Consider the following 11,502-nt stretch of genomic DNA (forward strand, 5'->3'; position numbering starts at 1 on the left):
GAAGGCGCGCGGGTCGCCGCGTGCCGTGGGCGGGCAGAGGTCGGGTGGCCGGAGGGCGCGCGGGTCGCCGTGCGCTGTGGGCTTCGGGAGGTCACGGCGGGCCTCATCGGGTGGTGAAGGGGTGGCCGGTGGTGGTGGCCGTGGCGATCCGGTTGTTCGGGTTGGTGTTCTGCCCGGCGACCAGGACGGCGCCGTACCGGTCCAGGCTGACCCGGCCGCCGTACTCCTCGATCTCGTCGGTGTCCGGGTAGACGTCCACCTTGGTGGGGACGTACCGGGCGGCGAACCCCAGGCGCATCTCGTCGGTCAGGCCCTTGTGCGGCAGCGAGGCGTGCATGAGCGTCGACCAGAACAGGATGGCCTCTCCCGGCCTCATCACCATGGAGACGGCCTGCGACTCGTCGGGCTTCCAGTCGGGGTCGATCTGCAGGTCGCGGTAGTCGTAGCCGAAGAAGCCGCGCCGGACGCCGTCCTTGTCCTCCTTGTTGATCTTGTTGGGGTCGTAGTGCATGCGCTTGGTCTCGTCGTAGAACATCGTCTCGTGGGTGCCGGGGATGAACTGCAGGCACCCGGTGTCCTCGTTCGCCTCGGTGAAGGCGGTCCAGACGGTGATGGTGCCGCCGAACTCCTCCGCCTGCGGCCAGACGATCTGCGGCTTGCCGGAGGCGTTGGCGAAGGTGTCGGCCTGGTGCCAGTCGGTGCCCTCGTCCCCGGGGTACTTGGGGAAGAACTCGGTGCGCCAGCAGAGCACGTCCGGGCCGAGCACGCTGACCACGCGGTCCACGATCTGCGGCCGGCTGATGTGGTCGGCCAGGAAGGGCGAGTCCAGGTGCCGGTCGTAGTTGGAGATGTTGGTGTTGCCCGAGGCGGCGTCGTCGCGGTAGACGGCGTTACTGCGGTCCATGAGACGCATGCGCTCGCGCCGCCAGTTCTGGCGCATCTCGTCGATCTCGTAGACCTTGAACGGGCCGAAGTAGCCCTGGGTGTGGAAGCTCTTCAGCTCCTCCGGGGTCATCGAGTACTCGCCCCGGACGGTGGTCTCGTGCATGGGTCTATCCCCTCACGGTCAGTCGTTCCTCGACGCAGGAGGCCAGGGCGGCGACCGACGCCTCCTCCTCCAGTTCGCGTCCCGTCAGCTCCAGCCCGAAGCGCTCGTTCACCTGGGCGATGATGCGGGTCATCGCCAGCGAGGTCGCGCCCAGGTCGAACAGGTCCACCCGAGGTGGCACCTCGTCGCGTTCGAGCACGTCCTCGGCGATGCGCTGCACGACCTTGGCGGCCGACGATGCCTGCGCGGACCTGGCCAGAGCGGCGCGGTCCGCCTTTCCCTGCGGCGTCATGGGGATCTCCGACACGATGTGGTAGGTGGACGGGCGGGCGTGCGCCGGCAGCCGGCTCGCGGCCCGCTCGGTGAGCTGGTCGATCAGGTCCGGCCCCGGATCGCCGTCCGGCACGACGAAGGCCAGCAGCCGGACGTCGCCCTCGCCGTAGTCGCGGTGGGCCACCACCGCGTGGGCGACCCCCGGATGGCCGAGCAGGCACAGCTCGATCTCCCTGGGCTCCAGGCGGAACCCGCGGACCTTGATCTGGTCGTCGGACCGCCCGAGGTAGGCGTACTCGCCGCCGGGCAGGCGGGTGACGACGTCGCCTGAGTCGTAGCGGCGCCCGCCGTCCGGCGTGACCCTGAACCGCTCGGCGGTCAGCTCGGGCCGGTCCAGGTAGCCGCGGGCGAGCCCGGGGCCGGAGACGTGCAGGTTCCCCGTGGTCGCCGGGCGGCCGTGCTCGTCGAGCACGTCGAGGCGCAGGTCCGGGATGGGCACGCCGATCGGGCTCAGCTCCGGGTGGTCGAGGTCGGCCGCGCGGACGCGGCGGTAGGTCACGTGGACGGTGGTCTCGGTGATGCCGTACATGTTGACGAGCTGCGGGTGCTCGTCGCCGTAGCGCTCGATCCACGGGGCCAGCAGCTCGACGTCCAGCCGCTCGCCGCCGAAGACGATCCGGCGCAGCCGGTACGGCGACGGCTCCTCCTGCCGGGCGTCGGCCGCCACCAGGTGCCGGAACGCGGAGGGCGTCTGGTTCAGCACGGTGACGCCCTCGGCCACCAGCAGCCGGCGCAGCGACTCGGGCGACCTGGCCACCTCGGCCGGGACGATCACCAGCCGGCCGCCGTACAGCAGCGCGCCCCAGAGCTCCCACACCGAGAAGTCGAAGCTGACGGAGTGGAAGAGCGTCCAGACGTCGTCGTCGCCGAAGCCGAACCACTGCTCGGTCCGCTCCAGCAGGCGCACGACGTTGCGGTGCTCGACCAGCACCCCCTTGGGCGCGCCGGTCGAGCCCGAGGTGTAGATGACGTAGGCCAGGTCCTCGTCGCGGGCCGTGGCCGCGGGGCGTCCATCGGGCGGCTCGGCGTCGGCGAGCACGACCTCGCCGGGCAGGACGCCGCCGAGCCGGCCGGCCACCCCGGACGTCGTGACGACCGTGCGGACCCCGCTGTCCTCCAGCAGGTACGCGATCCGCCCCGCCGGGTAGCCGGGGTCGATCGGCACGTACGCGCCGCCCGCCTTGAGTATCGCGAGCAGCCCGGCCACCAGGTCGATGCCACGGTCCGCGCACAGCCCCACCAGCACGCCGGGGCCGGTCCCCGCGGCCTGCAGCAGGCAGGCCAGCCGGTCGGCCCGGGCGTCCAGGTCTCCGTAGGTGATCTCCTCGGCGCCGCAGGTGACGGCGATCCGGTCGGGGGCCTTCGCGGCGCGCTCGGCGAAGATCTCGTGCAGGCAGCGGCCGATCATGTCGCGTACATCCCCCAGTGGTGCGGGGTGAGGCCGGTGTCGTGCATGCTGCCGGGCACGAACATCCTGGCCCAGGTGCCGCCGCCGCGCTCGGGCGCGATGCGCTGCTGGAAGTACAGGTCCCGCACCTTCTCGTCCTTCACGTGCAGCGCCAGGACCTTGTAGTAGGTGCTCAGCGACTTCATGTGGATCAGCCAGTGGATGCGGTCGGCCGCGCCGAAGGCCTCCTCGTAGACGAAGACGGTGGCCTCGCCGGGCAGGTTCTCGTTGATGGACTCGGCGGCCTCGCGGGCGAACGTGCGGCCCTCGGACCGGAAGTCGTAGTCGAGCTGGGCGGTCCGGTGCAGCAGCAGGCCGCAGTTGCCCGAGTGGACGAGCTGCTCGTAGGGCTGCGGCACCTGCTCGCGGGCGCCGGGCAGCCCGGTGATCTCGCCCTGCTGCAGGTAGACCGTGGACTGCTTCTCGCGCTCGCCGTCGACCGCGGTCCCGTACATGCCCCAGAACTGCGGCAGCAGCACGGTCTCGGTCATGCTGCCGTCGACGAAGATCTCGTCCCAGCCGCTCTCGGCGGTGTTGTCGCGGTACTCGTCGTCGGAGGTGCCCATGTGCACCATCTGCTCGTAGGCGTGCAGCGAGCTGAGGTGGATCAGCCAGTGCAGGCGGTCCTTGGTCCCGAACGTCTCCTCGTACAGGAAGACGCTGGCGACTCCCACCTGCTTGGCGGTCACCATCTCGGCCATCATGCGGGCGAACTTGCGCCCCTTGGCGTGGGAGCCGTTCCTGACCTGGGCGGTCCGCTCGACGATCACGCCGGCCGTGGCCGAGTTGATCAGATCCGCCGCGGGCACCGAGGTCTGCTGCTCGGCCGGCGGGATGACGGGATTCGGGTTGGTCATCGTTCCACTCCGTCTGTCGGCTTGTTCGTCACGCTAATGAGGGCCCGCCGTGCTGCCTGCTCAATAGTGAGCAGGGGCTTCACAGCGGGATGTTGGTGTGGTCGCCGCGCAGCGGCACGGCCTTGAGCAGGGCCTCGGCGAGCCGCCGCCGGGTGCCGGCGGGCTCGATCACCTCGTCCACGACGCCGATCTCCACGGCCTTGCCGACGCCGCCGGCCTCGCGTTCGTGCTCGGCGACGAGCCGGCGGCGCAGCTCCTCGCGCCCGTCCCGCGGGCCGTCGCGCAGCTTCCTGCGGTGCAGGATGTCCACGGCCGCCTCGGCGCCCATGACGGCCACCTCGGCGGTGGGCCAGGCGTAGACCGCGGAGGCGCCCAGGGCGCGGGAGTTCATGGCGACGTACGCGCCGCCGTAGGACTTGCGCAGCACGAGCGTCACCCGGGGCACGACGGCCTCGGCGAAGGCGTGCAGCAGCTTGGCGCCGCGCCGGACCACGCCGTCCCACTCCTGCCGGACGCCGGGCAGGTAGCCGGGCACGTCCACGAGCACGACGAGCGGCACGCCGAGCGAGTCGCACATGCGGACGAACCGCGCGGCCTTCTCGGCCGCCGCCGCGTCGAGGCAGCCCCCCTTGCGCAGCGGGTTGTTGGCGATGACGCCGACGGTCCTGCCGGTCAGCCGGCCGAGCGCGGTGACGAGGTTGGGCGCCCACTTAGGGTGCAGCTCCTCGCCGGGGCCGTCGAGCAGCCGGGCGACGATCGGGTGCACGTCGTAGGCGCGCCTGGCGCGTTCGGGCAGCAGGCCGCCGAGCTCGGGGTCGTCGCGGGCCTCCCAGGGGCGCAGCTCGCCCTGGCCGCCGAGCAGGGTGGTGATCCGGCGGGCGGCGGCGACGGCGCCCTCGTCGTCCGGGGCGGTGAGGTGGGCCAGGCCGCTGCGCCTGCTGTGCGGGTCGGGGCCGCCGAGCCGTTCCATGTCGACGTCCTCGCCGGTGACCTTGCGGACGACGTCCGGGCCGGTGACGAAGACGCGCCCGCTCTCGCTCATGATCACCACGTCGGTGAGCGCCGGGCCGTAGGCCGCGCCGCCGGCGGCCGGGCCGAGCACGACGGAGATCTGCGGGACGGCGCCGGAGGCCCGGACCATCGCGGCGAACACCTGGCCGACGCCGTCGAGCGCGGTGACGCCCTCGCCCAGCCGGGCGCCGCCGGAGTGCCAGAGGCCGACGACGGGCGCTCGCTCCCGGACGCCGAGGTCGATGGCCCGCACGATGCGGGCGCAGCCCTCGGCGCCCATCGCGCCGCCCATCCGGCCGGGGTCGGTGGCGTAGGCGACGGCCGGCACGCCGCCGATGCCGCCGCGGGCGGCGAGCACGCCGCAGCCGTCGTCGCCGTCATCGTCGCCGGGCAGCGGCCGGAGGGTCCCGGGGTCGAAGAGCGCGCGGACCCGGTCCCGCGGGTCGCGGTTCATCCCCAGGTCACCGGGAGGGCGTGCACGCCGTACACGAACATGTCGGAGCGGAAGGGCACCTCCTCCAGCGGCACCGCGAGGCGCAGCCCCGGGAGCCGGGCGAACAGCGTGGACCAGGCGATCTCCAGTTGCGCGCGGGCCAGCAGCTGGCCCATGCACTGGTGGATGCCGAAGCCGAAGGACAGGTGCTCCTGCCGGTCGGCGAGGTCGCCGAAGCGGCCGAAGTCCAGCCGGTCCGGGTCGGCCCACACCTCCTCGTCGCGGTTGGCCGCGGCCAGCACGACGACCACGCCCTCGCCCTTCCTGATCAGCCTGCCGCCGACCTCGACGTCGGCGGTGGCCGCGCGGCGGGCGCCGTAGTCGATGACGGTCTGGTGGCGGATGATCTCCTCGATGGCGGCGGGCAGCGCCTCGGGGCGTTCGCGCAGCTCCGCCAGGCGATCGGGGTTCTCCAGCAGCGCCACGGTGCCCACGCCGATCTGGTTGGCGATGGTCTCGTAGCCGGCCACCATCAGCAGCGTGGCGATGCCGACGACCTCCTCCCGGCTGACCTTGGCCGCCTCGCGGTGGGCGCCGAGCCGGCTGAGCAGGTCGTCGGCGGGCCGCTGCTCGCGCTCGGCGACCAGCCGCTCCAGGTAGTGGCGCAGGTCCTCGCGGACCTTCATGCGCTGCTCGGGCTCCACGTTGCGGTCGCCGATGACCTTGGTGGTCTCGTGGAAGTAGTCGCGGTCCTCGTACGGCACGCCGAGCAGCTCGGTGATGACCTGGGAGGGCAGCGGCAGGGCCAGCGTCTGGACCAGGTCGGCCGGCGGGCCCTGGGCGGCCATCTCGCCGACGAGCGCCTCGGTGATGCGCCGGATGGCCGGGCGCAGCGCCTCCACCCGCCTGCGGTTGAACTCCGGCAGCAGCAGGCGGCGCAGCCGCGAGTGGTCGGGCGGGTCCATCCTGATGAAGGTGCCCGGCCCCGGGGGCTGCGAGGTGAGCCGGGCCGGGAAGCCGGGGGTGGCGAAGTCGGAGCTGAACCGGGCGTCGCCGAGCACGGCGCGGGCGTCCTCGTACCGCGTCACCAGCCAGACCTCGCTCCCGTCGAAGTCCAGCCGGACGCGCGTGATGGGCCGCCCCGCCTGCAGGTCCCGGTATTCGGACGGCGGATCCAGCGGGCACGTCCTGGGGATGGGGTAGGAGTCCATGGCAGCAGCCTCGCCTCGGTGGCCGCGTACGTCTGCTCAACTGTGAGCAGGCCCGTGCGGACATGGCGATGGCGGGGCCGCGCACGGCCCCGCCACCCGGTGCGCCGGGGTCACGCCCTGGCGGCGCGTCCCTGGTTGGGCGCGGTCTTCTGGTCCGCCTTGCCCGCCTTCGACCGGCCCATGGACATGTCGCGCAGCGGGACCTCCTTCAGGAAGAGGCTGGCCACCAGGCCGATGCCGACCGCGATCGCGCAGGCGAGGAACAGGTCGCCCAGCGCGTCGGCGAGCACCGCCGGCGCGACGCCCTCGCCGCCCTGGCCGGCGACGCCGAGCCGGGACGACATGATCGAGCCGAGGATCGCCAGCGAGACCGGCCCGGCGATCATCCGCCAGAACTGGATCTGGCTGGTGCCGACGCCCACCTGCTCCATCGGGATCGCGCTCTGCGTGACGGCCGTGGCCATGGGGAACGCGATGCCGATGCCGACGCCGATGAGCACCATGGCGACGATCGGCAGGCCCTGGCCGCTGTCCGGCCCGACGGCCGACAGGATCAGCAGCCCGGCGACGATGGCGGCCATGGCGAAGACGCCGAGCAGCCGGTAGCGCGGCATGGCCGTCATCGCCTTGCCGGCGATCGGGGCCATGAGCATCAGGCCGAGCATCATCGGGATCAGCAGCGTGCCGGAGTGGGTCGCGCTCACGCCGAGCACGCCCTGGTAGAGCAGCGGCACGTAGAAGGCCGTGCCCATCATGGCGAACGCGGAGAAGAAGGCCACCACGGCCATGACCGACACCTGGTTGCTGCGGAACAGCGCGAACGGCACCAGCGGGTTCTTGGCCACCCGCGTCTCGACGAAGTAGAACGCCACCAGCAGCACGGCGCCGCCGATCAGCAGCGCCAGCACCTCGGGCGAGGTCCAGGCGTGCCGGTCGCCGGTGAGCGTGAGCCCGATCAGGATCGGGACGAGCCCGGCCACCAGCGTGACGACGCCGGCGAAGTCGATGTCGCGCCAGCTCGCGCCGGTGCGCACGAACGGGACGCCGATGAGCACGGCGGCGATCGCGAGCAGCCCGATGGGCACGTTGACGTAGAAGACCCAGCGCCAGCTCCAGTTGTCGGTGATGAACCCGCCGAGCGGCGGCCCGATCACCATGCTGAGGCCGGAGAAGCCGAAGAAGACGCCCTGCATCTGGGTGCGGCGCTCGGGCGTGTAGACGTCGGCGAGCAGCGTGAAGACGTTGGCCATCAGCACGCCGCCGAACAGCCCCGCCAGCCCTCGCGCGCCGACGAGCTGGGGCATCGTCTGGGCCGCGCCGCACAGCCACGACGCCACCAGGAAGCCCGCCAGGCCGACGAGCAGCACCGGTTTGCGGCCGAACATGTCGCCGAGCTTCCCGGCGATCGGCACGACGACGGCGGCCGCGACGGCGTAGGAGACCCCCACCCACGCGTACAGCGACAGGCCGTGCAGGTCGGCGGCGATCCGGGGCATCGCCGCCCCCACCACCGAGACGTCGATCGACGCCAGCGCCAGGGCCAGGAGTGCGCCGATGGTGGCGAACAGCTGGCCGCGCGTACTCGAACCGGTTTGGTTCATGTCATCGCCTCCCTTGTTCTTGGCAGCCGTCCCACTTCTTCGCGGACCCATGCCGACTCCAGCCCACACGAAAGCGCCTCCCGGGTCTGCTCAACACTGAGCATCCGGGGAGCGCCCGGCTTCCTACCATCGGCCGCATGACGACGAACCCGGCAGAACTGGTCAGCGCCCGTCCGGGCGATCATGTGGCACTCGTCGTGGACGGCGAGCGCGAGCTGCGGGTGGCCGACTGGACCGCCCGGTCGGAGGAGCTGGCCGCCCGGCTGGCCCCCGTCAGGACGGCGCTGCGGCACGACGACTGGATCGGGCACGCCGTCGCCGCCGTCGCCGTGCACCTGGCCGGCGGCACCGTGCTCGGGCTGCCGCCCGCGCTGCCGGAGGACGAGGCCCGCGCCCGCCTGGCCGAGTGCGGGGTGGGCCAGGTGCTGCCCGGCCCCCTCGGTGACGCGGCGGGCACGCGGGACGACGACGTCGCCGAGATCCTCTACACCTCGGGCACGACCGGCCGCCCCAAGGCCGTGGCCGTCCCCGTCGCGAACCTCACCTACGGCCACGAGGGCCGCGGGAAGCTGTTCACCGGCGTGGACGGGGTGCTGGCCGCCGTCCCGCTGGGCACGAACGCCGGGCACAGCGCGCTGATGACGGCGATGACCGCCCCGGCGACCACGCACGTGCTGACCGACCTCGGGCCGGAGAACGTGGCCCGCATGCTGGAGAAGCTGCGGGTGCCGATGGCGATCGTCCCGCCGTCCACCGCGACCCGGATGGTGGCGCACGGCTGGCACGAGCGGTACGACCTGTCCGGCCTGCGGGCGCTCATGCTGGGCTCGGCGCCGGTGCCGATGGCCACGGTGGCCCGGCTCATGGAGGCCCTGCCGGGCGTGCGGATCGTCATCGGCTACGGCTCGACGGAGTCGGCTCCCGCCTTCGTGCACCGCCCGGTGGAGACGCCGCCCACGGAGGCCGACGAGGGCCTGCTGGGCCTGCCGAGCGCGGGCACCGAGGTGAAGGTCACCGACGCGGGCGAGATCTGCCTGCGCTCGGCCGCCCCCCGCCGCCGCTACCTGACCGACGCCGCCGCCGACGAGCGCACCTTCCGCGACGGCTGGACCCACATGGGCGACCTGGGCGAACTGGACGGGGAGGGCCGGCTGCGCTTCTTCGACCGGGCCGCCGACGTCATCACCGCCGGCGGGCGCCGGATCTCCTCGCTGCGGGTCGAGCACGCCCTGCACTGGCATCCCGAGGTGGTCGAGGCGGCCGCGGTCCAGGGGCCGCAGGGCGTCACGGCGGCCGTCGTGCTGCGCTCGCCCGTGCCCGAGGACGAGCTGCGCGCCTTCGCCGCCGACCGGCTGGACCCGGCCGAGCGGCCGGCGCGGTACGTGGTCGTGAAGTCGCTGCCGCGCGGGCCGATCGGCAAGACGCTCAAGCGCGAGCTGGCGGGCTAACCCGCGGTGGCCAGCTCGTGCAGCTTGGAGACGGTCTTCCAGTTGCGGGCGGTGGCGGTGACGCCGAGCTTCTTCTCCCAGAAGGAGTAGGACAGCTTGGTGTTGCGCACCCCGTCGGGGCACCAGACGTAGATCTCCTTGCCGACGTGCCGGAACACGTCGGGCTTGAAGGCCTCGGGGTCGAGCGCCTTGATCGGCCCGGCGTCGGGCTGGTCCGACAGGAACGTGACGAGGTGCAGGGCGTCGTCGTCGGCGACGTCCCCGAGCGGGTTGGCCTTGAGGATCTCGCCCAGCTCGGTGCCCGTCCTGGCCAGGACGGGCACCGAGACGCCCAGGTCGCGGGCGAGCGCGGCCTGGATCTCGGCCGCCGCCTTGTCGGGGCTCTTCCCGCTGGTGTAGACGACGTTGCCGCTCTGCAGGTGCGTCTTGACGTCCTCGAAGCCGAGGCCCTCCAGCAGCTTGCGGAGCTCGGCCATGCTCACCATGTTCCGGCCGCCGACGTTCACCCCGCGCAGCAGCGCCACCTGCCTGGACATGTCGCTCAACCCCTTCTGCCCGCCACCGCCTGGGGACGGAACTGCCTGATGCGCTCGACCAGATAAGCCGCGTCGTCCTTTACCCACCAGATGAGCGCCGAACCGTAGGAGTGCTGGCACTGCATGCCGAGGACGTAGAGGCCGGGGGCCGCGGTCACGCCGCGGTCCTGCGTGATGCCGCCGCCGTCGTCATGGATGGGCGCGTGCACCCAGGAGTAGTCGTAGCGGAAGCCGGTCGCCCAGACGACGGCGTCGACGTCGGCCGAGCGGCCGTCCTCGAAGCGCATCGTGCGGCCCTCGGCGTCGACCGTACGGCCCACGAGCTCGAAGCGGTGCCGCTTGGCCAGCTTCTTCAGGCTCGGCCCGACCAGGATCGTCTTCTTGTGCAGCCGGTCGCGCTCGCCCATCAGCGGCTTGGCGATCAGCCCGAACTTGTCGCCCCACCAGTGCAGGCCCTTGCCCAGGAACCGGCGGCCGAAGTGCGGCAGCGGCGAGCCCTGCGACAGCAGCACGCGGCGGCCGGCGGCCAGCTCGGGCGCGATCTGGGCGCCGGAGTTCGCCGCGCCGACCACGACGACGGTCCCGCCCGGCACCTGGGACGGGTTGCGGTAACGGCCGGTGTGCACCTGGTAGACCTCGGGGTCCAGCCTGCCCGCGAGCTCCGGCACCTTCGGCACCCGGTAGGCGCCGGTCGCGATGATCACCTGCGGCGCCTCGTACGTGCCCTTCGTGGTCTCCAGCCGGTAGCCGCCCTCGATCGGCTCCAGGGAGGTGACGCGGGTGCCGAGCCTGACCGGCAGGTCGAACTCCTCGCCGTACGCCTCGACGTAGTCGGCCATCTCCTCCTTGGTGGGGAAGCGGTTCTTCCGGCCGGGGAAGCGCAGGCCGGGCAGGGCACAGTACTCGGCGATCGTGAACAGCTCCAGGGAGTCCCAGCGCTGCCGCCACGCCTCGCCGAGCCGGGGTTCCTCGTCGAGGATGACGAAGGGGATGCCGGCCTGTTTCAGGTAGTAGCCCGCGACGAGCCCGCTCTGGCCGCCACCGACGACGATCACTTCAGTGTCCATGCGGCCATCGTCGCGCGCGGGCGCGAGGCGGTCTGCTCAACACTGAGCAGTTCCTGACATGCGAGTACGCGGGGCCGACGGCCCCGCGTACTCGACTGCGTGCAGCGCCTACTTGAGGTTGAAGTTGAGGGTGACCTCCGCCGAGCCGTCGGTCTTGGAGACGTACCCTCCCTTGCCGCTCAGCCCCTTCAGCTCCTCCGTGCCGGAGTTCGGCACGACGGACCAGTCGGCCTTGGCCACGCCGCCGTCGAAGGTGCCGGTCGCCTGCAGCACGAAGGAGCCCTTCTTGCCGCGGACGCTCCCGACGACCTTCTGCAGGCCGACGAAGCTGGCCTCGGTGTCGCTGGCGTAGGCCATCAGGTACTCGGCCTGCCCCTCGCCTTCGATGTCGCCGGTCCAGGCGTTGGTGACGTGGGCCTGAGTGAGCTTGGGCTGGCCCTTCTTCTCCTCGTAGGGCTTCTCGTCCCAACCGGTGATCTGGTACGAGCCCTTACCTTGGGTAGTCATGTC

Annotated in this window: 10 protein-coding genes; 1 reads left to right on the forward strand and 9 read right to left on the reverse strand. The window is 72.2% G+C overall.

From position 1 onward, the window contains the following. Positions 1–103 precede the first annotated feature (103 nt). From ACFYYW_RS13080 to ACFYYW_RS13105, 6 genes are all read right to left on the reverse strand, one after another. Positions 104–1,048 carry a chlorinating enzyme gene (locus ACFYYW_RS13080; RefSeq protein ID WP_387648041.1) on the reverse strand — a complete coding sequence of 315 codons (945 nt, stop codon included), beginning with the start codon at positions 1,046–1,048 and terminating at the stop codon, positions 104–106. Between the two features lie 4 nt (positions 1,049–1,052). Beyond that, complete coding sequence (locus tag ACFYYW_RS13085) at positions 1,053–2,789, reverse strand: amino acid adenylation domain-containing protein (protein WP_387648044.1); 1,737 nt, start codon at positions 2,787–2,789, stop codon at positions 1,053–1,055. Then, positions 2,786–3,685 (reverse strand): DUF6039 family protein, encoded by a 900-nt coding sequence (locus ACFYYW_RS13090; protein ID WP_352327020.1) that lies wholly within the window; start codon positions 3,683–3,685, stop codon positions 2,786–2,788. The genes ACFYYW_RS13085 and ACFYYW_RS13090 overlap by 4 nt, the downstream gene beginning before the upstream one ends. 79 nt (positions 3,686–3,764) lie before the next feature. Further along, positions 3,765–5,150 (reverse strand): acyl-CoA carboxylase subunit beta, encoded by a 1,386-nt coding sequence (locus tag ACFYYW_RS13095; protein WP_387648049.1) that lies wholly within the window; start codon positions 5,148–5,150, stop codon positions 3,765–3,767. Next, entirely contained in the window at positions 5,147–6,340 is a 1,194-nt protein-coding gene (locus tag ACFYYW_RS13100) for a cytochrome P450 (RefSeq protein WP_352327022.1), read from the reverse strand. Before ACFYYW_RS13100 ends, ACFYYW_RS13095 begins: the two co-directional genes overlap by 4 nt. A 110-nt stretch (positions 6,341–6,450) precedes the next feature. Then, the gene (locus ACFYYW_RS13105) at positions 6,451–7,941 is read right to left on the reverse strand and encodes an MFS transporter (RefSeq protein WP_352327023.1); all 1,491 of its coding nucleotides are present in this window, start codon (positions 7,939–7,941) and stop codon (positions 6,451–6,453) included. 137 nt (positions 7,942–8,078) lie between these two features. Here ACFYYW_RS13105 and ACFYYW_RS13110 point away from each other — a divergent pair, with 137 nt between their 5' ends. Further along, entirely contained in the window at positions 8,079–9,389 is a 1,311-nt protein-coding gene (locus tag ACFYYW_RS13110) for a class I adenylate-forming enzyme family protein (protein ID WP_387648052.1), read from the forward strand. On the opposite strand, the gene ACFYYW_RS13115 is transcribed toward ACFYYW_RS13110, so the two are convergent. From ACFYYW_RS13115 to ACFYYW_RS13125, 3 genes are all read right to left on the reverse strand, one after another. Next, positions 9,386–9,925, reverse strand: coding sequence for a DUF1697 domain-containing protein (locus ACFYYW_RS13115; protein ID WP_387648055.1), 540 nt, complete (start codon positions 9,923–9,925; stop codon positions 9,386–9,388). The two genes, ACFYYW_RS13110 and ACFYYW_RS13115, sit on opposite strands and share 4 nt — an antisense overlap. 5 nt (positions 9,926–9,930) lie before the next feature. Next, positions 9,931–10,992: an NAD(P)/FAD-dependent oxidoreductase gene (locus ACFYYW_RS13120; RefSeq protein WP_364412064.1), complete on the reverse strand. Its 1,062-nt coding sequence runs from the start codon at positions 10,990–10,992 to the stop codon at positions 9,931–9,933. 108 nt (positions 10,993–11,100) lie between these two features. Further along, on the reverse strand, positions 11,101–11,499 hold the full coding sequence (locus ACFYYW_RS13125; protein WP_352327373.1) for a DUF3224 domain-containing protein: 399 nt from the start codon (positions 11,497–11,499) through the stop codon (positions 11,101–11,103). Between the last annotated feature and the right edge of the window lie 3 nt (positions 11,500–11,502).

It is taken from the genome of Nonomuraea sp. NPDC001831, from assembly GCF_042892035.1.
In the GTDB taxonomy this organism is placed as follows: Bacteria; Actinomycetota; Actinomycetes; order Streptosporangiales; family Streptosporangiaceae; genus Nonomuraea.

What these genes read in the sequence shown, in the direction of transcription:
- ACFYYW_RS13080 (WP_387648041.1), bottom strand. Translation starts at nt 1,048, where the DNA reads ATGCACGAGACCACCGTCCGGGGCGAGTACTCGATGACCCCGGAGGAG.
- ACFYYW_RS13085 (WP_387648044.1), bottom strand. Translation starts at nt 2,789, where the DNA reads ATGATCGGCCGCTGCCTGCACGAGATCTTCGCCGAGCGCGCCGCGAAG.
- ACFYYW_RS13090 (WP_352327020.1), bottom strand. Translation starts at nt 3,685, where the DNA reads ATGACCAACCCGAATCCCGTCATCCCGCCGGCCGAGCAGCAGACCTCG.
- ACFYYW_RS13095 (WP_387648049.1), bottom strand. Translation starts at nt 5,150, where the DNA reads ATGAACCGCGACCCGCGGGACCGGGTCCGCGCGCTCTTCGACCCCGGG.
- ACFYYW_RS13100 (WP_352327022.1), bottom strand. Translation starts at nt 6,340, where the DNA reads ATGGACTCCTACCCCATCCCCAGGACGTGCCCGCTGGATCCGCCGTCC.
- ACFYYW_RS13105 (WP_352327023.1), bottom strand. Translation starts at nt 7,941, where the DNA reads ATGAACCAAACCGGTTCGAGTACGCGCGGCCAGCTGTTCGCCACCATC.
- ACFYYW_RS13110 (WP_387648052.1), top strand. Translation starts at nt 8,079, where the DNA reads ATGACGACGAACCCGGCAGAACTGGTCAGCGCCCGTCCGGGCGATCAT.
- ACFYYW_RS13115 (WP_387648055.1), bottom strand. Translation starts at nt 9,925, where the DNA reads ATGTCCAGGCAGGTGGCGCTGCTGCGCGGGGTGAACGTCGGCGGCCGG.
- ACFYYW_RS13120 (WP_364412064.1), bottom strand. Translation starts at nt 10,992, where the DNA reads ATGGACACTGAAGTGATCGTCGTCGGTGGCGGCCAGAGCGGGCTCGTC.
- ACFYYW_RS13125 (WP_352327373.1), bottom strand. Translation starts at nt 11,499, where the DNA reads ATGACTACCCAAGGTAAGGGCTCGTACCAGATCACCGGTTGGGACGAG.